The organism is Methyloglobulus morosus KoM1 (assembly GCF_000496735.2).
In the GTDB taxonomy this organism is placed as follows: Bacteria; Pseudomonadota; Gammaproteobacteria; order Methylococcales; family Methylomonadaceae; genus Methyloglobulus; species Methyloglobulus morosus.
In genome coordinates this window covers 13,959-36,092 of record NZ_AYLO01000059.1, presented here as the reverse complement: position 1 = coordinate 36,092, position 22,134 = coordinate 13,959, and the positions used below count along the sequence as shown (strand labels likewise).

The following is a 22,134-nucleotide window of genomic DNA, read 5'->3' as shown; positions in this document are numbered from 1 at the left end:
ACAACTATGAAACACAACGACACACGCAAACAAACTGGCTTTACTTTACTGGAATTGTTGGTCGTACTTGGCATTATCGCTATGCTGGCCGGTTTGGTTGGCCCGCAAGTGATGAAACACATGGGCGAATCCAAGGTTAAAGCCGCTAAAGTGCAGATTGAAGACCTCTCGCAAACGCTGGATATGTATAAACTTGATGTCGGTAGTTATCCGACTTCAGAGCAAGGTTTAAACGCCCTTATCGAATCGCCCGACGGCGCACAACGCTGGAACGGCCCTTATTTACGGAAATCCAAAGTGCCGTTCGATCCTTGGAATCAGGAATATAAATACACCTCACCGGGCGAACATGGCAAATTTGACATCGTCTCCCTCGGTGCAGATGGCAAAGAGGGCGGTGACGGTGAAGACAAAGACCTGAATAGCTGGGAATAATAGCGCTCTTGACCGTCAGGCTTTAGTGCAGTCCATACCATCAGTTCCCCATTAGACGTGACCCTGTTTTATCCGCAAACGCTGAGAAATTCCAGGGGCTACGCTGAAAGCCCTCTGGGCAAATCCTTTAAAAGCAGGCTAAAGACCCAGCCCCCCAATGTTACTGATCTGGGTTTCAGCAAAGGTTTCACCCTGCTGGAATTGATGCTGGTGATGTTTATTGTCATTTTAGGATTTTCGGCAATCGGCCTTAACATCTCGTCTGGAAATGACGCCACAAAGCTCCAGTCTGCCGCCAGGGACATGGTCTCCGCCTTGCGTTTTGCCAAGGGACAGGCGCTCATCTCCCATGAAGAAACGACCGTAGCGCTAAACCTTAACGAAAACACCTATACTGTCAGCGACCGTGACAAAGTGTTCACCATCCCTGACACCATTGCCCTGACCGTCGTGACAGCACAAGAAGAACTGGAAGGGAAAGGCCTAGCGAATATCCGGTTTTTCCCTGACGGCTCATCCAGCGGAGGGCGGATCAAATTGGAGATGAATTCAGCCACTTGGCAAATCGACATCAATTGGTTAACGGGACAGGTCGAACTTGAAACCAAGTAAGCAACACAAACAACAGGGTTTTTCCCTTTTGGAAATCCTGATTGCCTTCTCGATACTGGCATTGTCCCTGGGCATTTTACTAAAAATATTTTCTGGCGGCGTCAATAACGCGATGGTCGCCGAGGACTATACGGTTGCCACCCAAATCGCCGAATCGCTCTTGGCTAAAGCCGGTTCGGAAATACCGTTAAAGGGCCATCAAAGTTCAGGCGATGAAAATAAAAAATACTACTGGCGACTGACTATCAACCCCTATGTATCGAGCGCCGAGGGTTTTGACCCCAAAAGCCTGCCTGCACAGCTCTATAAAGTCAGCGTGACCGTCACCTGGGGTGATGGCGAGGCCGGGAGCGATGACCGCCAAATACGATTAACCACCTTAAAGCTGGCAGCAAAAGACAATGCAGGCCCGTAAAACCAACCTGGGCTTTACCCTGATAGAAGTGCTGATCGCGATGACCCTACTTGGCATCATGGTTGTCTTGCTGTTCAGCAGCATGAAAATCTGTGCGGATAGCTGGCAAAAAGGTGAAGACAAAATCACCGAAGTCAACGATGTCGCGGTCGTTTACCAATTTTTCCAACATCACCTAAGCACCGCAATTCCTTTGTGGGATAATTTTTCGGAAGAAGGCAACAGGATATTCGCTTTTCAGGGCAAAAACCAAGAATTGCAATTTGTTTCGTCGTTTCCGGCCAGTGCCAAAAAGTCTGGGTTACAGTTGTTTTCGCTTAAATTGATTAAAGACGGCGATGAGCAACTTATTCAAGTCTCCATAACGCCATTTTACCCCATTGCAAAAGGTGAAGAATGGCATAAGGAAGAAGTGACGTTATTGAGGCATGTCCGTAATTTTTCGCTGAACTACTACAAACTGGATGATCCTCAGGCGGAAGGGGTATGGCAGGAAGACTGGCTTGGCGAGGAAACCCAGCCCCGCTTGGTCAAAATCAAGATTGAACGCGATAATGGCGGTTTCTGGCCAGAAATGGTCGTTGAGCTTAAAGCTGAACCGACGCAATCGAATTCCGACGACCAAACGCTGATTAACGAAGAGCAAGAAGCGGGTCAGCAATCGACTATTGACGATCAATAATAATCATTATTCTCACCGTAATAGGCAATGGATAGGAAAAACAAATATTCTCAGGTAAAATCCACCCAGCTTGGATTTGCCTTAGTCCTTGTTTTATGGGTATTAAGCCTGTTGACCATCATGGCCGGCAGTTTTGCGTTGACGATGCGCAGGGAGTCGACCGTCGTTGCAGGCATAAAGGACAACGCAGGGGCGATTGCAACAGCGGAAGCAGGCATTGCGTACGCCGAGATGATGCTGTTAAATCCCGAACCAAACAAGAGCTGGCGTGCGGACGGCAATATTTACCAAGTGGATTTTGGCGACACCCGCATCCGCCTGCGGTTGCTGTCGGAATCCGGTAAAATAGACATCAACAAAGCCGACCTGCCATTGCTGCAAGCCCTTTTTTCACAAGCGCCCGCAGAAGAAGAGCAGCAAGCAAAATTAGTTGCCGCAATAATGGATTGGCGAGACCCGGACGACCTGTTAAGTATCGATGGCGCGGAAAAAAAAGAATACAAAGACGCAGGGTTAAAATACCAGCCCCGCAACAAACCTTTTCAGACGATGGAAGAGCTACAAATGGTTTTAGGGATGGATGAACACATTTATAACTGGCTGGAGCCCGTTATTACTGTTTATTCGGGACAGCCACAGGTAAACTTAAAGCTAGCATCCACTAAAGTCATGAAAATCATACCTAATTTGGATGCCACCTTGATAGAAAGTTATGTTGCAACTAGACTTGACAGTGCAAAAAACGACTTGCCTACGCCGGAATTTCAAGGTGGCCTCGTCAAAAGCGGTATTTTGGGGGCTTCAAACGAGACGATTAAGATAACGTCCGAAGCTTTAATGGCCGATGAAACCAGCGCTATAGTGGTTGCAACCGTGTTAAAGTCGGGCGTTGGGCAGTCTGGGTTATCGGATACCAATCAGCCGCCGCCATTTAATATTTTGGAGTGGCAACGCAACCCAACTAATGGAGAATCCTTGTATACCGATGAAATGAGCGAATTATTAGTTAAACAATATGCCGAACCTGAACTCAGCGATTGACCTGGATTTTAAAAAATTCTTTCGCTGGTGGAAACGTGAACTTAGCTTCCTAATCCCAGAAAAGATTAAACAGCTAGTCAATGACCAGCGGGGTACTATTATTGTGCGTCCGGAGGGCAATCAATTTGCCTTGAGCTATTGGTTTGCATGGCGGGACGAACCGCTCATCAAGGTTGACCGCGACGAACAAGGGATAGCCAAATTTAAGGAATTACTGGCATCTGACGAACGCCTGCAAAAAGCCGACCTGGTATTCCGGTTGACCCGAAAATATGCCATCCAAAAAGAACTCTCCCTTCCTGTCGCTGCCAAAGAGAACCTGTACCAGGTTGTCACCTACGAATTGTCGAGGTATTCGCCGTTTAGTGCGGAACATGCTTACTATGCGGTTAAGGCCTTGGACGTAATCAACGAACCAGGACAGATCAGAGTGGTGTTAATCCTTACGGCGCGGGAAGTCCTTGACACTTTTTGCAGGGACATCAAAGCTTTTGGCATGGTGCCAAAATTTGCCGATTACGAAGATGTACCCAACGACCTGGAAGGAAATGAAGAACCTTATAACCTCCTCCCCGAATGGTTGCGGGAAAAATCGGACAATACCGCACAGTTAATTCATGGTTTATTGACCGGCATCGTCGCATTGCTCATGCTGTCTGCGCTGGCCTTGCCGGTTTGGTTTGAATCCAGGTCAGTCAATGAGTTACAACGAAAAATTGCGGCCATTGAAAAAGATGCCAAAAGCACTAAAGCCTTACAGGCTGAAGTCGATGCCTTGGTGGATGAAACCCAGCAATTGATCGACAAAAAAACCGAAAAACCGCCCGTAGTGTCCGTACTGGACACCCTAAGCAAATTAATCAAGGATGACACCTGGCTGGCTTATGCACAGTATGCAAGCGGCCAATTGCAAGTCCAAGGCGAATCACCGGCCGCTTCATCACTGATTTCGGTATTGGAAGCATCCGATATTTTTGCCAATGCAAAATTTGTTTCGCCCGTTACCCGCGATAATGTAACCAAATTGGAACGCTTTCAGATCACCGTTGATATTACTAAGGCAGGTGATATTATCAAGCCAGGAGATACCAATGGATCTGAGCAATAACCCCCAAGCTCAGCGATGGCTTGCTGTAGGGCTGCTCGCTTTGGTCGTACTGTTAGTCGTACTGGTGCTTATCGTCCCAATTATAAGCAAAGGCCTGGAATTGCATGAAAACAAAGAAAATTTAGCATTCACCCTAAAAAAATATGAACAAATATTGGCAGGGAAAGAGGCGATAGTAGGGAATATAGCCGCAATAAAGCAACAACATGAAGACCAAAAGTACTTCAACACCCAAGGTACCAGCGCTCTCGCCTCTGCGCAAATGCAGGAGTTCATTAAGCAAGCCATCGTGCAGGCGGGTGGGCAATTGAGCAGCACCCAGGTGCTGCCCCCCACCAACAAAGACAAATTCAGCCGAATAACCGTCAGCGTCAGGATGACGGGCAGTATCGAAGTGCTACGGGCAGTCTTGTATAAGTTGGAAACAGCCGCACCCCTGATTGTAATCGAACAATTGGATATCAGGCCTATGCGCAGCGTCCGAAATCGAATAACACGCCAGATTGAACCCAGTAACGGGCTGAATATCAATTTTCAGGCCATCAGCTTCATGAGGGCGCAATCATCATGATGAACATAAAGTTAATCAAATTCCTAGGTGTCATGTGCGCGGGCTTACTGCTCGTCATATTTTGCGAATGGATGTATGCCATTTACGCGCAAAAACAATTACTTGAAACTGTCGAATCTGTAAATAAGCCAAAAAAGGCGGTCGCGCAATTACCTTCCATTGAGCTGGCTAAACATCCTGAAACCAGCTATACGGATTTGGTTTCAAGGCCATTATTCATACAAGGAAGAAAGCCAGTCAACGAACCCACCAACGAACCCATCCCTGTAACCAATGCGGCGACAGAATCATTTAACTGGGATGTGAACGGCATTTATACCTACCAAAATAAGCTTTACGCCTTATTGAGTAGGACAACCGGCAAAACCCCTAAAGATAATTACCGGAAAGTCACTAAAGATAACGATATAGACGGCTGGAAACTGATTGACATACAGAAAGACAAAGTGGTTGTCAGCCAAGGCAGTAAGCAAAAAGAACTGCCTTTGAGGAAGCCCAAACCCAAGGAACCAGTGAGTAATACCGGCGATTCCAGAGTTGCGCCAACCACACCTACCCAAGTTGGACAGCCACAGATTGTGCCTGGACAACAACCGATGCCCATCCCTGAGCCTGTGCCTGAACCGGCATTAGAACCAGAATTTATCCCCGATGAATCAAGTGACTCCAACTTCGAGAATAACAATGATGAACAATTTCAGTAACTCAATCAAGGTTGCCTGCATACTTACCTTGGCCTTAACGCTGCCCAGCTGTGAGCTTTTGCCCCCAAAACGGTCCGCTAAAATACCGCTCACCCCTGTACTCAAAGATCGCACCGAGGGGACTGGGGCAGATGGAAGTGCAAGCTTGAGGGACCTGCAAAACAAAACGCCTATTAACGATGCTTTGCAATCGAAAATCGAAATGTACCCCGCCCGGGATCGTTTTACGCCCAAGGGCGAAAGCCATCGACGTAGTTCAACGCCAGGGGGGGCGGGCACTTACAGCCTAAATTTTGACGATGCCGACCTAGGTGAAGTCGCCAAAGTTATTTTAAGTGACATTTTAGGGGAAAACTATGTCCTTAGCCCAAAAGTGACGGGCAAAGTCACCCTCAATACGAAAGAACCGTTGAGCAAAGCAGAACTTTTACCTACCCTGGAAATGGTCTTGAGCATGAACAATGCGGCCTTGGTCAAGGATGGCAAAATTTATCATATAGAGCCAAAATCGGAGGCCTTGTACAGTGCCACCGTTGCGGGCGGCAGCACGGGATACCAATCCCGGGTCATCCCTATCCGTAATGTCGCCGCCCAGGAAGTTGCCGACATCCTAAAGCCCATGGTGCATGAAAAAACGATCTTAACCGTAGATAGCACCCGCAATACTATCGTGGCGCAAGGGACCTCGGACGAATTAGCGCGCGTGATGGACATGGTCAGCACCTTTGATATCGACTTGTTAAGGGGGCGCTCTTTTGCCCTGTTCCCGCTGAAGCATGTCGAGCCAGACCAAGTCATAGATGAACTGGAAGCCGTGTTCAATACCTCTACCGGCAAGGAAGACAGTGAATTTTTCCGCTTCCTGCCCATAGAGCGAATGAACGCAGTATTGGCAATTACTCACCAAGCCGCTTATTTGAAAGACGTTGAAAACTGGATTTATCGGCTGGACAGGGCGAATACCGAATCCGGCGGCGGGGTCAATGTATATAGGGTCCAAAACATGGATGCCGAGGAACTGGCCGGTACGCTCAATGAAATTTTTACGGGTGCCGGCCCCAGGGATAAGTCCGCCAAAGTAGCCGCCGGAAAAAAATCGGCAACGACCAGCAATAAAGATTCTTTCGACAGCAGTAACAGCCAAAAAACCGATGCAACAACGTCCGTCAAACGCAAAAAAAGTTCGGCAGGAGGCTCTCAATCTGGCGGCAGTTCCGGTGGCGGCTCAGGCGACAATGAAACAAAGATTGTCGCAGATATCGCCAATAACTCCATCATTGTGGTCGCCACGCCTCAAGAATATTCAAAAATCCTTCCAGTGATCAAGCAGTTGGATATTATCCCTTTACAAGTATTGATAGACGCCACAATCGCAGCAGTTTCGTTGAATGATGATTTACAATATGGTATTCAGTGGTATTTGGCGAAAGATGCCAGTGGCATTGGTAGCACCCCAACGGCTGTAGCCGGAGCAAAATTTGGTACTGCCGCCGCTACCGCTGCCGCTGCCGCTGCAACGGGTGGGCTAAGCGCCATTTATAGCTCAGGGGCTATCAAAGCTTTATTAAATGCACAAGCCAATCTGGGAAATGTCCAAGTAATTTCATCGCCGTCGCTGATGGTCTTAAATAATCAGGAGGCCAAAATAAATGTGGGTGACCAAGTCCCCATCCAAACCAGCAGCCTATCCAATGCCATCGCCAGCACCGGCACAAACACAGGCACAGGTTTTGCCCAAGCTAACCAAATTCAATACAAGGATACAGGGGTTATATTGGAAGTTACGCCTAGGGTCAATTCAAGTGGTATGGTCATTATGGATATCCACCAAACTGTCAGCACACCTGTCGCTACAACGACTGGTGTTTCAACATCGCCAACAATTCAAAAGAAAGAAATCGAAAGTTCCGTGGCAGTAAAAGACGGTGAAACCATTGCTTTAGGTGGACTAATAGAATCTAAAAAGAATTATCTCAAGAATGGGATTCCTTTCTTACATGAAATACCGTATATCGGTTCATTATTTGGTGATACGACTTTAAAAGATGACAAAACTGAATTAGTGGTATTGATTACCCCTCGTGTCGTCACATCAAAACAAGATGCTAGGGTCATCACCGATGAATTCAAGAGAAAGCTGACAGGCCTGTACTACGATCCAGCTAAACCCAAGAAAAAGGGTGATTGGTGGCGCGCAAGAAACTGGTAAAAAAATTCAAGACTGGCTAAGTAACAGTGAAGCTGCAAACGAGTAGCCGCCTGCCAATTCATCAAAATTGGGAACATCCTTATAGGGCAGCACGCCCCGCAACGGCGCATCCAGCCGTTTTTTTATCATGGCGATATTTTCTTCGATGCACCGTTCATTAGGGTCGGTGCAAACCGCAATCCAACCAGCACAACTAACACCGCTGCTTATTATTGCCTGGTAAGATAACTTTGCGTGGTTGATACAACCTAGCCTAATCGCCACTACGAGTAGCACAGGCAAGCCTAGCGCCGCCGCAAGGTCGCTGTTATCCTGGCTTTCATTCAGTGGCGAATACCAACCGCCAGCCCCTTCAACCAGGATGGCGTCGGCGTAATCGCTGATGGCATTAAAACCATCAACAATAACAGCCAAATCGACGGGATTATCCTTCCCGGCAATATGCGGGGAAACGGGGAGTGAAAAAGCATAAGGATTAATTTGCCGATAATCCAGCTTGACTGTCGCATGTTCCTGGAGCAAAAGCGCATCATCATTAACCAGCATACCGTCTTTGAGGGTGCATCCTGAAGCCACGGGCTTCATGCCGATAACCGATTTCCCTTGATTTTTGAAATACTGCATCAGGGCGACGGTTGCCCAGGTTTTGCCTATGTTGGTGTCCGTTCCGGTAATAAAATACCCTTGCTCCATCTTGAGTTATACCCTGGCCGCAGCTGTAATGACTTCAAACGTCGCCGACACCAAGCCATTTTTGTCTTGCTGTTGGTAAGCACAAATCATGCGTTGCATGGCTGATTTGCGCGTCAGCTGCTTATTGCAGCCTTCCAATACAGTATGTGCACCCCATTGCTTTAACTCGGCCATCAAGTCCCAAACGGATTCATAGGTTGAAATATAAGTGCAAGTTTCCACCTCGACCTGCTTAAATCCCACTTGATACAGATAATCCGTTAATTGCCCCGCACTGACAAACGTATTCACATGGGCATAATCGTCAACTTCTTGCCAGGCGTACCTTAACTCAGACAATGTTTGCTGCCCAAAGGTGGTGAAATAAAACTGGCCTTCCGACCTCAATATTCGCTTTATGTCGGCCAATGTTTTCTCCAGGTTATTGCACCATTGGAAGGCTAAGTTGGAAATAACTAAATCCGCCGATTGTGCCTGTAGCGGCAAATATTCTGCATCCGCACAGAGAAAAGTAACCTTATTATTATTTTTCAATTTACTGCGAGCCAGCAGCAACATGGGCAAAGCAATATCCAGCGCAACAATTTGTTCGGGTACAACGTGTTTTCGACCTAAAATCTCGTTGACAACAAAACCCGTACCACAGCCTATATCGATAACCGTATCAAGCCGACCAACATTCCCTATCCGCTGTATGAGCTGTCCACCAACTTTCTGCTGCAATAAGGCAACGCTATCATAAGTTGTCGAAGCCATTGCAAACGATTGTTTTATCTTGGTCTTTACCCGCATTATCCCTTATCCATAAAACGACGTACTGCATTAACCAATGCTTCTTGATGCGACAAGAATGGCACATGCCCTGCCCTGTCAATCACGGTTAAAGCCACGTCTGGCAATAATTCATGCATCTTTACCCCGACGGAAACGGGGATTAAGGTATCCAGTCGACCTAAAATAACCGCAACGGGTATTTTAAGATTGGCAAACACATCCCTTAAATCAGCTTGTTTAAGGATATCCAATCCTTGCTGCAAGGTATGTTGACTGGGTTCTGGCGTTTCAAAAACCAAGGTTTTTAACTCCTGCAAAGTGGCCTTCTGGTTATCCAAGCCTTTAATATGCAAAGACAAAAACCGGAGCAAAGTAGTATGTACATCTTGTTGCAAACTTTCCGCGAACTTGTCGAGAACCGTAACATCCATGCCCGACCAGGCATCATTTTTTACAAAACACGGTGTTCCGGCAAGTAAGGTCACTTTATTGACACGGCTTGGAAAACGACGGGCAATCTCCAGCACGAAAGCTGCACCGAGTGACCAGCCTAGCCAGCAACAAGGTTCATTAGGGATGGCCCCTACCAAGGCTGTGCTAACCGTTTCAAGCGTGAATGGCTTAATCGCCCCACTTCGTCCATGCCCAGGCAAATCAACCAAGGTTACTTGATAATGTTTCGCCAGTCCTTTTGCAAACGCCCGCCAAATGCCGCTGTGCATTGCCCAACCGTGGACCAGCACGATAGGCTTGCCCTGCCCGAAAGTTTCCGTATGAATGTTGGTCATGCTATGGCTTTAGCGAGGGCATCCAGTAACTGATCGATTTGAAGTTCTTCGTGCATTGCGGAAAAAGTCACGCGTAATCTTGCAGCATTGACAGGCACAGTGGGCGGCCTGATTGCGCTGACCAGAAAGCCTTGGTTAAATAAGGCGTTGCTAACGGCAACGGCTTGTTCTGATTCGCCAATTAAAATCGGTTGAATGGGCGAAGTCGATGCCATCAAAGGCAAGCCTAATTGTTCCGCGCCCGTCCTGAAACGGCTGGTTAACTGCCTGAGCTTTTCGCGCCGCCAGCCTTCCGATTGGATAAGCTTAAGGCTGGTGCGCGTCGCTTCCGCGATGACAGGCGGCAAGGCAGTGGTATAGACATAAGGCCGTGCCCGTTGGATCAAAGTTTCAATCAATTCTTCCGAGCCTGCGACAAAAGCACCGAATGTGCCGAATGCCTTGCCCAATGTGCCAACAAGTACCTGCACATCGTCTTGGCTTAGCTTCAATTCTTCAAGAATACCGACGCCATTGTCGCCCAATACACCCAACCCGTGAGCATCGTCCACCATCAACCAAGCATCATGCCGTTTGGCGACAGCCGACAAGGCTTGCACAGGCGCAATATCGCCGTCCATGCTGAACACGCCGTCAGTCACAATCAACCTACGGGAAATCCCCTCTCCCTTTGGGAGAGGGCTAGGGTGAGGGATATCAACAGAATTCTTATTTGCTTCGCTATTTCCTAATAGATTTTGCAAATGCTCTACATCCCCATGGGCATAACGCTTAAACCTCGCCCCCGACAACAAACCGCCATCCAGCAAGGACGCATGGTTCAAACGGTCTTCCAACACCGTATCGCCTCGCCCGACCAAGGCCGAAATCGCACCCATATTCGCCATGTAACCCGTGGAAAACAGCAAAGCGCGATCACGTCCGGTAAAGGCCGCCAGCTCCTCTTCCAACGCATGATGGGCACGGCTGTGGCCGCAAATCAAATGCGCCGAGCCGCTGCCCACGCCGTATTTGTCCGATGCAGACTTGAAGGCATTGATGACATCAGGATGGTTAGCCAAGCCTAAGTAATCGTTGCTGCAAAAGTTGACGACAGCTTTGCCGTCGCAAATCAGGTTAATGCCTTGCGGGGATTCAACAATGCGTCTTGAGCGGCGCAAACCCTGTTGCGACCGTTCGTCTAGCTTTAGGGATAAATCAAACAAAACAGAATCTTACAAATAAAAGTAGGGTGCATTCCATGCACCTTAGTATTTGGTGCGTAAAACACACCCTACGATACTTGTTATACATTTAACCTTTAACCCGTTTATCTATTATGCATGCGTTAATGAATTGCCTCCCCCATCCAGTGGCTTGAATAAATTTTTGCTCGAATCCAATAAAGAATTCTTCGTTTCCATCAATTTGATTTTTTAGCTGCTCTAGGCTTGGGTCGCTAGTTAATATTTCATATGCTTTCGGGTCATTTATTCTTTGGCCTGATGGAATTTCAAGAATTCCTAAACGACAAAGATTATCTAGATAATTTGCGGTTAGTTGAGGATGTTTGCAGTTTGATAAGACTCCTACTTGGGATACATTTCTATGTAACACATTGAATGAGCTATCATTTTTGTTATTTAACCTAACATCGACCATTGGGAAATTCTGCGTCGAAGCAAATAGTTTAAGAATCAAACCTTCATCGGGTGAAAGGTTTTTAATCATGTCAACAAATGATGGATGTGCTTCTAGAACAGTTTTCGAGTCCAAGGAGTTGGCTATTAAATTGGCAAACATATCTTGGAGGGTCGGATCTTGCCCAGTGAACTTTAGTGCTTCTACGGCTGGACCAACGATATTCGTAGGAGGGGTTGTTATTCTATCTTCTGGCACGTTCTCTAGTTTTTCAGTTACTCTGGTTTCCAAAAATTCTTTTATCTGATCGTAACCCCATACAACAAGCGAAATAGGTGCCAATGCAACATTAACAGCCTTCCCCAATGTACCCAGAGCTTTACCAGTTTCCTTTGCTAGAGGCTGAATTGCGTCTTCATAAATCGGAACAGCTTTAGCCAACGCTGTAGCAGAATCGATTGTTTGTTTAACTATTCCTCCGACTTGCTCGTTGCTTTCTTGGTTAGAATCTTCGTTCATGAATCATTCCTATGCATAGCTGTTGATTGTAACCCACCCATATTCACCCCCAACCTCTCAAACAAAACCTTATCCTGATTAGTCAGCGGATTATCCGTCGTCAGCAGTTTCTCCCCATAAAAAATCGAATTCGCCCCGGCCAGGAAGCATAACGCCTGCATCTCGTCACTCATGTTGTTGCGTCCGGCAGAGAGCCGCACACGGGATTGTGGCATCATAATCCGCGCTACGGCAAGGGTTCGGATAAACATGAATGGATCAAGCTCTTCCGCACCCATCAGGGGTGTCCCTTCGACTTGCACCAGCATGTTGACGGGGACGCTTTCAGGATGCTTGGGCATATTGGCCAGTTCGATCAGCAGGTTGGCGCGGTCTTGGTCGCTTTCGCCCATGCCGACGATGCCGCCGCAGCAGACGTTAATCCCGGCATCGCGCACCCGTGTCAACGTATCCAGGCGGTCTTGATAGGTGCGGGTGGTGATAATTTCGGAATAGAATTCTTCGGACGTATCCAGGTTGTGGTTGTAGTAATCCAAGCCACCTTCTTTCAGTTTGGCGGTTTGTTCATCGGTCAACATGCCCAAAGTAACGCAGGTTTCCATGCCTAACGCTTTGACGCCTTGCACCATTTCCACAACTTTTTCGACATCCTTATCCTTCGGTCTACGCCAAGCTGCGCCCATGCAGAAACGGGATGCGCCTTGTGACTTAGCCTGCTGCGCGGCTGCAATCACATCCTCAACGCACATCATCGGCTCCGCTTTCAAGCCGGTATCGTAACGGGCGCTTTGGGGGCAATAGCCGCAATCTTCCGAACACGCGCCGGTCTTAATGCTCAATAAGCTGCTGACCTGGACTTCGTTCGGATCGAAATACTGCCGATGGACAGTTTGTGCCTGATAAATCAAGTCGTTGAACGGCAGGGCAAACAATGCCAAGACTTCATCCAAATGCCAGTTATGGCGAATACGTTCAGGGTTTGCAGACATTCTTTAAATCTCCCATTACAATAATGGCTTAAGGGTAAAAAGCGACGAACTCATTTGTCAACCCATAGCAATGAAAAAAGTTTACAACTGGTTAGCCATTATACAGGACACCCTGTTCCCGCCTACCTGTATTTTGTGCGGTAACAACGGCTTTAACCGATTAGACATTTGCGAATCCTGTTATCACCGCCTGCCTAGGAACAACCTGTGCTGTTATCGTTGCGCGGAAACCTTTGCTTCCCCTATTGCCGTCCCTGTGCTCTGCGGTCGTTGTCTCAGTGAAACACCTGCATTTGATGAAACCCACGCACCCTTTATCCATCAAGACGAAATCCGATATTTGATTACAGGGTTAAAATTTGGCGCACAATTCAAAAATGCCCGCTTGCTGGGTAGCCTATTGGCTGACTACCTTGACAAAACGGCAGAAAAACCGGATTGCATTATCCCCATACCGCTGCACAAAGCCCGCTATCATGAGCGGGGATTCAACCAAGCACTGGAAATTGCCCGAACCGTCTCGCTTTCCCTAAAAATTCCCATCGATTGCGCCAGTTGCGTCCGCCATAAAGACACGCCGCACCAAACTGGCTTGTCCGCCAAAAAACGCCGCCAGAATTTGCGCCGTGCGTTTTCCATACAAAAACCCTTACGTGGCCGTCATATTGCGATCCTGGATGATGTGATGACGACGGGATCTACGGCGAATGCGTTGGCGGCTGAATTAAAAAAGGCGGGAGCAAGCCGGGTTGACGTTTGGGTTTGCGCGCGAGCTTGAGGGGACATGTAAAAATCACACCTAACGCCTTCTATCCAAACTTCGTTATTAACAGCTGGACTCGCGGCTTTATTTATCTGATACGTTTGCGCTTGCCCATTTGCAGCTTTCTCCAAAATATCGAAAAAAGATGTTACTTTTTCCTTACGAATATTTTAAAAATGTGATGAGGTTGGCAAATAAACAAATTGCATCGGAGTATATTTTTTTTCGACTTACTTAGGCTTGGCTATTTAATGCGTTAAATCTATTCACCTTAATACTTTCAAGTGACATCACTATTCTGATGGTCATAAATCGAAAGTTTTCAGCCCTCTTTGGGTTGAAACAGGCATTAAGGGGTGGAGATCATTAAGTTACAAAAGTCGAGGTAAGCCATATAAACCGTTAATTGGGTTGATTTAGTGCTTGATCTGTCTTTGTAAACAAGCAGTTAAGCCCTGTTAAACGAATCTAATAATATTCCGAGGTGTTAACATGAAAATGAATAATTTTTCCTTTACAGGATTTAGAAATGAACTGCCCCACCTAAGCTTTTTTAGCGCTTTAGTGGTGGATGATTACGGCCCTGCAAAAAGATTGTTAGAAGCCAGCCTTTCCAATTTACCCCAAATTGGTGAAATTGACCTTGCCGATAGCGGTGAAGAAGCGCTAATAAAAGCAGGGAGAAAGCAATACGACCTTATTTTTCTGGATGTTACGATGCCCGGTCTTGACGGCTTTGAGACCTGCGTACGAATTCGGGAAATCAAAGGTTATGAAATCACACCCATTGTTATGGTATCCGGCAATGCTTCGCCAGACAGTTTCTCTAAATGGGCGGACTCTGGGTGCACAAGCTATGTGACCAAGCCCATCAAGCAAGAATCCTTTCGTAGGCTTAACATGAAAATGTTTTCTTGGTTGGAGGAATTTAAAGCGGCTTGAGCAATAAACTGGATTGATGCGGACAGTGGGATGACAGGCGGTTTGCTTATTACAAGCCGCCTGTCACACTTAGCAAAGAATTAGGCCTGCAAACTTTGCGTTCCCATTGCACTTTCAATTTGGCTGAACAGTTGCTTTTCGTTGGCGCTGAAACGCTCGCCGCCGAAACCCAGGAAACCGCCTTCTGTGGCTGCCATCGCCACTTTTTCGGCAATGGACATCGCCCATTGCTTATATTCGGTCGCTTCTTGCGGAGATGCCTTGGCTTCCAACAGTGCGTTCACTTCTTTACAGTCCTCTACCATTTGCGCCTGAAATTTCTGGGCAGAATCGACACCTTTAGCCTTAAATCGTTCCACACCCCAATCACGGACTTTTTTCATTTTACCCATTGCCACGGATGCACCACCCTGGACATTGGGCAATATCGCCTGGATCAGCGCATTGTCGGGATAGTCTTTAACGCCCGCCATCACAGCCTGGGCATTGACGAACATTTCTTTACCCGTGCCAAACATGCCGCTATTCCCGACAAAAGCCATCGCGGCCCCGATGATGTGGGGGGTGTTTGCCAATAGGTTTAGTTCTTCTTCTGTGTAATTCAAGCTCATGGGCGGTCTCCCTTGCGGTTAGGTCAAAAACCATTACCCGACCATAACACCGGAAACGGTTTGGTGGCATTCTAGCCTTAAATCCTTGTTACGCCCAAGGTTAATATGAGCAGAATAAAATCAGGCCAAATGTCCAGGCCGGTTAGGCGGGGCAGACAAAACCAGCGATAAGCTTGAAATGTCGGGTTTCGTTTCTTAATCCTACTTACAGGCTATTAAGATGCGTCAAAGCAATTGCATCTAAAGCCCGCTCTCTGTATCCTGCCCACCATGCAAATACACCTGATTTCCGTAGGTAACCGTATGCCCGACTGGGTAAAGTCAGGGTATGAGGAATATGCCAAACGCTTGCCACGGGAATACGAGTTGATCCTTAAAGAAATTCCACTCGCACATCGGAGTAAAAACTGTGATGTTGCAAGAACTTTAAAAGAGGAAGGGGAACGGATGAATGCGGCAATACCCGTCGGAGCGCATAGTGTGGCATTGGATTTATCGGGAAAATCATGGGCTACGCCAGAATTAGCGTTGGCATTAAAGCGGTGGCAGGAAATCGGTAAACCGATCGCCTTATTAGTTGGCGGCCCCGATGGTTTGGCGGATTCCGTCAAGTCCAAGGCATCGGAGTTTTGGAGCTTATCCCCACTGACTTTTCCACATCCCTTGGTACGCATTGTCGTCGCCGAACAACTTTACCGTGCCTGGAGCATCCTACAAAATCATCCCTACCATCGTTAATGTCCTCTCCAATTATCCTGGCTTCTGCCTCACCACGACGTAAAGAATTGCTGGCGCAAATCAATATTACGCCACTTATTCACCCGGTTGACCTTGATGAAACACCGTTACCCAATGAAAAACCTTTGGCTTATGTGCAACGGTTAGCGGCTGATAAATCGGCCTTATGCGCTACTATATTACATTCAGAATTGCCAATTCTGGCGGCGGATACGGTGGTTATCCTGGACGATAGCATTATGGGAAAGCCAAAAAATGAGGCCGATGGCATCGAAATGCTGACGCGCCTATCTGGACGCACCCACCAAGTCTATACGGCGATTTCATTGCGCGGAAGCCAACATTGGCAAGCGGTAAGCATCACTGACGTGACGTTCAGGAGACTGTCTGAACCCGAAATACGCGCCTATTGGCAGACAGGTGAACCGGCCGATAAGGCCGGAGCCTACGCCATACAAGGCTTAGGCTGCTCATTTGTAAAGTCGATTACGGGCAGCCATTCCGGCGTAATGGGCTTGCCATTATTTGAAACCGCAGAACTTTTGGCGAAACAAGGACTCCATTTATTGGTATGAGTGAAGAAATTTTGATAAACGTCACGCCGCCGGAAACCCGTGTAGCCGTCGTGGAAAACGGCGTATTGCAGGAACTTATTATCGAACGCAGCCGGATGCGCGGACTGGTGGGCAATATCTACAAAGGCGAAGTGTGCCGCGTGTTGCCGGGTATGCAGGCCGCTTTTGTCGATATTGGCCTGGACAGGGCGGCATTCCTACACCTTTCCGATTTGTGCGCACGGGATCTGGAAAAAAAAGGCTCGGAAAATATTGAGGCTTATTTGCATGAGGGCCAACAGATAGTCGTTCAGGTCGTCAAAGACCCACTGGGCACCAAAGGCGCACGGATTACGACGGAAATTTCGATTCCCTCTCGCTTTCAGGTGTACATGCCTTATGCCAACAACTCCGGCGTGTCACAGCGCATTGAATGTGAAGAGGAGCGCACCCGCCTAAAAACTTGTCTTGACACGTTCAGGAAACAAAACAAATGCGGCGGCTTTATCGCTAGGACGGCAGCAGAAAGTGTCGAAGAACCGATTTTGATGGCCGACATGACGTTTCTATTAAAACTGTGGGAATCCATCTCTGCCAAAATTGCCAGCGCAAAAGCCAAGGAATTTATCCATAAGGATTTGCCGCTCAGTGTGCGTACCTTAAGGGATTTATACAAGGAAGGCATAGAGCGGGTCAGGGTGGATTCCAGGGAAACCTATCACCGTTTAATCGAATTTGCGGAAGTATTCGTCCCAGAAATCGTCCCAGTCGTCGAACATTACACGGGCGACTCCCCCTTATTCGATATTTACAGCGTTGAAGATGAAATCCAAAAGGCCTTGGAGCGCAAAGTTACCCTGAAATCCGGTGGGCATTTGGTGTTTGACCAAACCGAGTCAATGACGACGGTGGACGTCAACACGGGCGGTTATGTCGGCGGCAAAAACCTGGAGGAAACCATCTTCAAGACCAACCTGGAAGCGGCGCAAACTATTTCCAGGCAACTCAGGTTGAGAAACCTTGGCGGCATCATCATTATCGATTTTATCGACATGCAAAGTGACGACCACAAAAAGCAAGTGCTGCAGGCCTTGGAACGCTGTCTGGAAAAAGACCGCGCCAAGACCAAAATCACTGAAGTGTCCTCTCTAGGCTTGGTCGAGATGACCCGTAAACGGACACGGGAAAGCCTGGAGCATATCTTGTGCGAACCGTGCAGCGCCTGTGGTGGCCGCGGTGTGCTGAAAACCTCAGAGTCAATGTGCCTGGAAATATTCCGCGAAATCATCCGTGAAGTCAGGCAATACAAGGTGCAAAAACTGCTGGTACTGGCATCCAATAGCGTGGTCGAGATGCTGCTCGATGAGGAAGCCGACATGTTGGCTGAACTGGAGACGTTTTTGGGTGTGCAAATCAAGTTCAGGGCGGAATCAGAATACAACCAAGAACAATATGACGTGGTGCTGCTTTAGCTCAGTTGCGCTATCGAAAAGGCAATCATTGGTTATAATAATCCCCTTATGATCCATCACGTCACCCGGGCAACCCGACACCTGATTTTCTGGTCTTTAGTGATTATCGCTATCACACTCAGCAGTGTAAGGTTAGTGATAATAGGCATAAAAGGGTATAAAACCGACTTAGAAAACCAAATTACCGCAATTGTAGGGGCGTCCGTAAAACTTGGCCGTATAGGGGCCAAAATGCGCGGGATTAGCCCCGAACTCGTGCTTAAAGACATTGATATTGCCTCTACCCTGTCCGTAGGAAAAACCGCCATCCACCTGAATGAAATCCGCTTAGGCATCAACTTGGGCGAATTTTTATATAACCGGGATGTATTGTCTTCGTCCTGGGTTGCCTTGGTGGGCGCAAGGCTTTCGGTGACCCGCAAGCAGGACGGGCAGTTTACGGTTGAAGGCTTAAGGGCAGGCAATGAACAACCCTTGTGGTTGCTGCAAGGACGGCGCTATGAAGTGTTGCAAAGTCAAATTACCTTCCAAGACCAACAAAAAGGGAGGACACCACTCGTGCTGGATTCGGTCAATTTGGCCATCATGAATGACGGCAACCATCATCGAATCAATATGCTGGCCGAATTGCCAAAACCAGTCGGCGACCGCTTAAAAGTAATTTTGGATTTCGATGCGGGTGATAAATTTTCGGACATTAAGGGGACATTGTTTTTGGAAGGCAACAATGTTAAGCCGCACGGGCTTTTTTCCACCTACCTGCCTTTCGAAATCGACATGAAGACAGGCTCTACCGATATTAAAGCCTGGAGCCAATGGGAACAGGCAAAACCCGTTTCCATCAAGGTCGAGAGCCAAATAAGGCAAGCCATCTTTTCAAGAAAAGACAGGGGGCCTTTCCCCATCAGCCATCTGGATGCGCAAATCAATTGGCGGTTGAACGGTCAACAGTGGCTAGTCGACATTAACCGGTTCTTATTGGACTCATCAGGCCCAAATGACAAGGTCAGCAAAAAATGGCCGGATGCCATACTCCACCTGGCAGGGGAAAAAGCGTCGGACACAGGCATCCAAAAGCTAACAATGATTGCCAAACAAGTCGATTTGGCGGAAATTTCCAAACTATTACATTTTTTTGCGCCATTGACTGACGAACAATCCCAGTTATTAGAGCAAACCCGAGCAACAGGTTTGTTAAAGGATTTCGCCCTATATGCTGAACCTGAAACAAAAGGCTTTGCCCTTGCAGGTTGGTTCGACGGAATTAGCGTTGAACCCGTGCTTTCCATGCCAGGAATGGCAAATATAAGCGGCCAAGTAAAGGGCAGCGATACGCAGGGTGCAATCGGGCTGGATAGCCAGGATAGCCGCCTCAACCTCCCCCGGTTGTTCAGCAAGCCTTTAGTTATCGATCAAATAAAAGGACAACTTAATTGGCGGCAAGACAAAGACCAATGGGCATTATCTGCCCCTGCAATTGCGTTGGATAGCCCGGCATTTAAGAGCGAAAGCCGCTTGCATGTAGAACTGCCAAAGGGCGAAGAGAAACCTTTTGTCGACCTGCAAACGTCATTCAAAAGCGATGATATAAGCCACATTGCAGCTTACCTCCCAACCAAGATCATGAAGGAAAAACTTAAGGCTTGGCTGGAATCGGCTTTCATAGGCGGCAAAGTTACCAAAGGAAACATATTGCTCTATGGCAAGGTGAGTGATATCCCTTTCGCTGACGGTACGGGTGTCTTGGAAGGCTATGCTGATGTCGAAAAACTTGAACTTAGCATTCATCCTGAATGGCCGCATATCTCAAGTATCAATGGACGGGTTAGTTATGAGCATAACAATATTATCGGCTTAGGTAAAAGCGGCAAAATGGGGCATGTTGATATCAACAATGCAGCAATCCTAATTCCCCGTTTAGGGAGTCACGATGAGCGCCTGTTCATTAAAGGCGAAGCCCAAGGGGGCATCAGCGATGTCTTGAATGTCTTGCAACAAACGCCTTTGGCTAACAAGGTATCGCCCGTGACAAAAGCGACAACAACTAAAGGCACGACTAAAGTTGCGGTCGATTTGACAATACCTTTATGGAAAGGGCAAGAGCTAGTAACCGATGGCAGCGCCCAATTGAAAAACGCCGAGTTAACTGTAAACAAGCTTGACCTTAAAGTTAACAACATCAATGGTGACTTGAAATTCAACAAACACGGTATTTATGGCGATAAGATCCATGCGAACGCATTTGGGCAACCGATACAGGTCAATATTACCCAAGCCGACCAACAAACACTTATCAATGTAGACGGCAGCGCTAAAGTCAGCGATATAGAAAACCTATTTGGTTGGTCGCCATCGCAACTGGCGGATGGCGAAGGGGACTATCAACTGCAATTACAATTGCCGAATTCCACAGTCGACCTCCCCACACAAGTCAATGTTAAATCGACTTTGCAAGGGATTGCATTACAGCTACCTGGGACATTATCCAAAACCAAGGAACAAAGAAAACCTTCTTCAGTTACGGTCAAACTAAGCGACGCATCCATCCTGCCCATTGCCTTGGACTATAACCATGAATTGAAAGCCGCGCTCAACCTTAACGCTGCCGACCAAAAAATCAATGCCGGTCATGTCTTGATAGGTCATGGCGAGGCGATCCTGCCCAAGGTTGCCGAATTAAAACTGGAGATTAACCGGGAGCAGTTGCAGTTACAGGATTGGCTAAATTTAGCCGCCACTCAACAGCCGGGAAAACCCAACATTAATATCAATAATATTAATGAAATAAAAATTCACAGCGCATCGGCAATATGGGATAAAGCGCCGTTAGGTGCTTTTGATTTGTCCTTAAAGCGTAATTCCAAGGTCTGGGCAGGTGAAATTGACAGCAATCTCGCTAAAGGAAAACTTCAATTTCCCCTTGAAACAAGGGATGCCAACCCAATTATGATGGAAATGGACATGCTTAACCTGTCCGCCATAAAGCAGTTAAAAACGCAGGGCACTTCTACTGAACGAGATTTCAACCCTTTGCTTAATATCCAAAGCAAAAAGACCTTATTGCAATCTAAAAACCTGGGTCAACTCGTTTTAGAAACGGTACGTACACCCAAAGGGATCAACATAAAGCGATTGGAATTGACAGGCGATGACGAAATACTGCTGGCGACAGGAAACTGGCAAGACAAGGGATTGACATCGTCCACCCATCTCAACGGCAAACTTGAATTGAAAAAAGCCGACCAATTCCTGGATAAACTCAATATAACCAAAGATTTGACCGACACCACAGGAGCAATTGACTTTGATCTCAGATGGAATGCGCCGCCCTTGCAATTGGCGCTACCTAACCTACAGGGGACGATGGACGTTAACTTAAAAAGCGGCCGTATCTTGAGCATTGAACCCGGTTTTGGCCGAGTGTTGGGAATCCTTGCAATGGCGCAATGGATTAAGCGCTTGCAATTGGATTTCAGCGACATTTATGCGGAAGGCTTAACATTAAACAGCATCAAGGGGCATTTTGACCTATCGAATGGCAAAGCGACAACCAAAGGATTGATCATCGACGCTGTCCCCGCAAAAATCACGATTATCGGAGATACGGATCTGGTTAACCAAACAGTCGACCATGTGATCAAGGTGGTGCCCAAAAGTTTAGACGCGCTTCCCATTGCTGGTACAATTGTTGGTAGGGTCGCCGCTATGGTTGGTAAGACTTTGACGGGCGAAGACCAAGAAGGTTTTTTCTTTGGGACACAGTATCTCGTGAAAGGCAGTTGGGACGACGTGAAAATCAGTTCACAACATGAAAATGATGGCCTATTCCAAAAAACCTGGAATAGCATTACCGACTTTCCGTGGGCGGGCAACGACAAACAACAATAAAGGGAA

At 47.4% G+C, this 22,134-nt stretch carries 22 protein-coding genes; 15 read left to right on the top strand and 7 right to left on the bottom strand.

The genetic code is table 11. The features are described 5' to 3' along the window. Positions 1 to 6 precede the first annotated feature (6 nt). The 9 genes from gspG to gspD are packed head-to-tail and all read left to right on the top strand — an operon-like array spanning position 7 to position 7,777. Entirely contained in the window at positions 7 to 435 is a 429-nt protein-coding gene (gene gspG, locus MGMO_RS08660; protein WP_023494675.1) for a type II secretion system major pseudopilin GspG, read from the top strand. 57 nt (positions 436 to 492) lie between these two features. Continuing rightward, positions 493 to 1,047: a GspH/FimT family pseudopilin gene (locus MGMO_RS08655; protein ID WP_023494674.1), complete on the top strand. Its 555-nt coding sequence runs from the start codon at positions 493 to 495 to the stop codon at positions 1,045 to 1,047. After that, positions 1,034 to 1,462, top strand: a complete 429-nt coding sequence (locus MGMO_RS08650; protein WP_023494673.1) for a prepilin-type N-terminal cleavage/methylation domain-containing protein — start codon at positions 1,034 to 1,036, stop codon at positions 1,460 to 1,462. Before MGMO_RS08655 ends, MGMO_RS08650 begins: the two co-directional genes overlap by 14 nt. Continuing rightward, positions 1,449 to 2,144 carry a prepilin-type N-terminal cleavage/methylation domain-containing protein gene (locus tag MGMO_RS08645; protein WP_023494672.1) on the top strand — a complete coding sequence of 232 codons (696 nt, stop codon included), beginning with the start codon at positions 1,449 to 1,451 and terminating at the stop codon, positions 2,142 to 2,144. Before MGMO_RS08650 ends, MGMO_RS08645 begins: the two co-directional genes overlap by 14 nt. Positions 2,145 to 2,171: 27 nt before the next feature. After that, positions 2,172 to 3,185 (top strand): type II secretion system minor pseudopilin, encoded by a 1,014-nt coding sequence (locus tag MGMO_RS08640; RefSeq protein ID WP_023494671.1) that lies wholly within the window; start codon positions 2,172 to 2,174, stop codon positions 3,183 to 3,185. Beyond that, complete coding sequence (locus tag MGMO_RS08635; protein WP_023494670.1) at positions 3,160 to 4,293, top strand: PilN domain-containing protein; 1,134 nt, start codon at positions 3,160 to 3,162, stop codon at positions 4,291 to 4,293. Before MGMO_RS08640 ends, MGMO_RS08635 begins: the two co-directional genes overlap by 26 nt. Beyond that, positions 4,277 to 4,864, top strand: a complete 588-nt coding sequence (gspM, locus tag MGMO_RS08630; protein ID WP_023494669.1) for a type II secretion system protein GspM — start codon at positions 4,277 to 4,279, stop codon at positions 4,862 to 4,864. Before MGMO_RS08635 ends, gspM begins: the two co-directional genes overlap by 17 nt. After that, on the top strand, positions 4,861 to 5,568 hold the full coding sequence (locus tag MGMO_RS08625; RefSeq protein WP_023494668.1) for a hypothetical protein: 708 nt from the start codon (positions 4,861 to 4,863) through the stop codon (positions 5,566 to 5,568). The genes gspM and MGMO_RS08625 overlap by 4 nt, the downstream gene beginning before the upstream one ends. Next, positions 5,549 to 7,777: a type II secretion system secretin GspD gene (gene gspD, locus MGMO_RS08620; RefSeq protein WP_023494667.1), complete on the top strand. Its 2,229-nt coding sequence runs from the start codon at positions 5,549 to 5,551 to the stop codon at positions 7,775 to 7,777. The genes MGMO_RS08625 and gspD overlap by 20 nt, the downstream gene beginning before the upstream one ends. 6 nt (positions 7,778 to 7,783) lie before the next feature. Here the strand turns inward: gspD and bioD are convergent, their stop codons facing one another. The 6 genes from bioD to bioB all read right to left on the bottom strand — a co-directional run bounded on the left by bioD (position 7,784) and on the right by bioB (position 13,160). After that, positions 7,784 to 8,470 carry a dethiobiotin synthase gene (bioD, locus tag MGMO_RS08615; RefSeq protein ID WP_023494666.1) on the bottom strand — a complete coding sequence of 229 codons (687 nt, stop codon included), beginning with the start codon at positions 8,468 to 8,470 and terminating at the stop codon, positions 7,784 to 7,786. Between the two features lie 6 nt (positions 8,471 to 8,476). Continuing rightward, the gene (gene bioC, locus MGMO_RS08610; protein ID WP_023494665.1) at positions 8,477 to 9,262 is read right to left on the bottom strand and encodes a malonyl-ACP O-methyltransferase BioC; all 786 of its coding nucleotides are present in this window, start codon (positions 9,260 to 9,262) and stop codon (positions 8,477 to 8,479) included. Beyond that, positions 9,262 to 10,032: a pimeloyl-ACP methyl ester esterase BioH gene (gene bioH / locus MGMO_RS08605; protein WP_023494664.1), complete on the bottom strand. Its 771-nt coding sequence runs from the start codon at positions 10,030 to 10,032 to the stop codon at positions 9,262 to 9,264. The genes bioC and bioH overlap by 1 nt, the downstream gene beginning before the upstream one ends. Next, a complete protein-coding gene (locus MGMO_RS08600; RefSeq protein ID WP_023494663.1) occupies positions 10,029 to 11,237 on the bottom strand; it encodes an aminotransferase class I/II-fold pyridoxal phosphate-dependent enzyme in 1,209 nt (402 codons plus the stop codon). Before MGMO_RS08600 ends, bioH begins: the two co-directional genes overlap by 4 nt. Positions 11,238 to 11,325: 88 nt before the next feature. After that, on the bottom strand, positions 11,326 to 12,171 hold the full coding sequence (locus MGMO_RS08595) for a DUF4393 domain-containing protein (protein WP_023494662.1): 846 nt from the start codon (positions 12,169 to 12,171) through the stop codon (positions 11,326 to 11,328). Next, positions 12,168 to 13,160, bottom strand: a complete 993-nt coding sequence (bioB, locus tag MGMO_RS08590; RefSeq protein ID WP_023494661.1) for a biotin synthase BioB — start codon at positions 13,158 to 13,160, stop codon at positions 12,168 to 12,170. Before bioB ends, MGMO_RS08595 begins: the two co-directional genes overlap by 4 nt. A 70-nt stretch (positions 13,161 to 13,230) precedes the next feature. Between bioB and MGMO_RS08585 the strand changes: the two genes are divergently transcribed. Together MGMO_RS08585 and MGMO_RS08580 are read left to right on the top strand one after the other, a co-directional pair. Next, on the top strand, positions 13,231 to 13,938 hold the full coding sequence (locus MGMO_RS08585; RefSeq protein WP_023494660.1) for a ComF family protein: 708 nt from the start codon (positions 13,231 to 13,233) through the stop codon (positions 13,936 to 13,938). A gap of 477 nt (positions 13,939 to 14,415) precedes the next feature. Then, positions 14,416 to 14,865: a response regulator gene (locus MGMO_RS08580; protein WP_023494659.1), complete on the top strand. Its 450-nt coding sequence runs from the start codon at positions 14,416 to 14,418 to the stop codon at positions 14,863 to 14,865. An 80-nt stretch (positions 14,866 to 14,945) separates the two neighbouring features. Here the strand turns inward: MGMO_RS08580 and MGMO_RS08575 are convergent, their stop codons facing one another. Further along, positions 14,946 to 15,476 (bottom strand): hypothetical protein, encoded by a 531-nt coding sequence (locus MGMO_RS08575; protein WP_023494658.1) that lies wholly within the window; start codon positions 15,474 to 15,476, stop codon positions 14,946 to 14,948. A gap of 270 nt (positions 15,477 to 15,746) precedes the next feature. On the opposite strand from MGMO_RS08575, the gene rlmH reads away from it, so the two are divergent. The 4 genes from rlmH to MGMO_RS08555 are packed head-to-tail and all read left to right on the top strand — an operon-like array spanning position 15,747 to position 22,128. After that, positions 15,747 to 16,214, top strand: coding sequence for a 23S rRNA (pseudouridine(1915)-N(3))-methyltransferase RlmH (gene rlmH, locus MGMO_RS08570; protein ID WP_023494657.1), 468 nt, complete (start codon positions 15,747 to 15,749; stop codon positions 16,212 to 16,214). After that, positions 16,214 to 16,789: a Maf family protein gene (locus MGMO_RS08565; RefSeq protein WP_023494656.1), complete on the top strand. Its 576-nt coding sequence runs from the start codon at positions 16,214 to 16,216 to the stop codon at positions 16,787 to 16,789. The genes rlmH and MGMO_RS08565 overlap by 1 nt, the downstream gene beginning before the upstream one ends. Then, positions 16,786 to 18,240, top strand: a complete 1,455-nt coding sequence (rng, locus tag MGMO_RS08560) for a ribonuclease G (RefSeq protein ID WP_023494655.1) — start codon at positions 16,786 to 16,788, stop codon at positions 18,238 to 18,240. The genes MGMO_RS08565 and rng overlap by 4 nt, the downstream gene beginning before the upstream one ends. A gap of 48 nt (positions 18,241 to 18,288) precedes the next feature. Further along, complete coding sequence (locus tag MGMO_RS08555) at positions 18,289 to 22,128, top strand: YhdP family protein (protein ID WP_023494654.1); 3,840 nt, start codon at positions 18,289 to 18,291, stop codon at positions 22,126 to 22,128. The last annotated feature ends 6 nt before the right edge of the window (positions 22,129 to 22,134 follow it).

Coding starts and splice junctions, on each gene's coding strand:
- gspG (WP_023494675.1), top strand. CDS start 7: ATGAAACACAACGACACACGCAAACAAACTGGCTTTACTTTACTGGAA.
- MGMO_RS08645 (WP_023494672.1), top strand. CDS start 1,449: ATGCAGGCCCGTAAAACCAACCTGGGCTTTACCCTGATAGAAGTGCTG.
- MGMO_RS08640 (WP_023494671.1), top strand. CDS start 2,172: ATGGATAGGAAAAACAAATATTCTCAGGTAAAATCCACCCAGCTTGGA.
- MGMO_RS08635 (WP_023494670.1), top strand. CDS start 3,160: ATGCCGAACCTGAACTCAGCGATTGACCTGGATTTTAAAAAATTCTTT.
- gspM (WP_023494669.1), top strand. CDS start 4,277: ATGGATCTGAGCAATAACCCCCAAGCTCAGCGATGGCTTGCTGTAGGG.
- MGMO_RS08625 (WP_023494668.1), top strand. CDS start 4,861: ATGATGAACATAAAGTTAATCAAATTCCTAGGTGTCATGTGCGCGGGC.
- gspD (WP_023494667.1), top strand. CDS start 5,549: ATGATGAACAATTTCAGTAACTCAATCAAGGTTGCCTGCATACTTACC.
- bioD (WP_023494666.1), bottom strand. CDS start 8,470: ATGGAGCAAGGGTATTTTATTACCGGAACGGACACCAACATAGGCAAA.
- bioC (WP_023494665.1), bottom strand. CDS start 9,262: ATGCGGGTAAAGACCAAGATAAAACAATCGTTTGCAATGGCTTCGACA.
- bioH (WP_023494664.1), bottom strand. CDS start 10,032: ATGACCAACATTCATACGGAAACTTTCGGGCAGGGCAAGCCTATCGTG.
- MGMO_RS08595 (WP_023494662.1), bottom strand. CDS start 12,171: ATGAACGAAGATTCTAACCAAGAAAGCAACGAGCAAGTCGGAGGAATA.
- bioB (WP_023494661.1), bottom strand. CDS start 13,160: ATGTCTGCAAACCCTGAACGTATTCGCCATAACTGGCATTTGGATGAA.
- MGMO_RS08585 (WP_023494660.1), top strand. CDS start 13,231: ATGAAAAAAGTTTACAACTGGTTAGCCATTATACAGGACACCCTGTTC.
- MGMO_RS08580 (WP_023494659.1), top strand. CDS start 14,416: ATGAAAATGAATAATTTTTCCTTTACAGGATTTAGAAATGAACTGCCC.
- MGMO_RS08575 (WP_023494658.1), bottom strand. CDS start 15,476: ATGAGCTTGAATTACACAGAAGAAGAACTAAACCTATTGGCAAACACC.
- rlmH (WP_023494657.1), top strand. CDS start 15,747: ATGCAAATACACCTGATTTCCGTAGGTAACCGTATGCCCGACTGGGTA.
- MGMO_RS08565 (WP_023494656.1), top strand. CDS start 16,214: ATGTCCTCTCCAATTATCCTGGCTTCTGCCTCACCACGACGTAAAGAA.
- rng (WP_023494655.1), top strand. CDS start 16,786: ATGAGTGAAGAAATTTTGATAAACGTCACGCCGCCGGAAACCCGTGTA.
- MGMO_RS08555 (WP_023494654.1), top strand. CDS start 18,289: ATGATCCATCACGTCACCCGGGCAACCCGACACCTGATTTTCTGGTCT.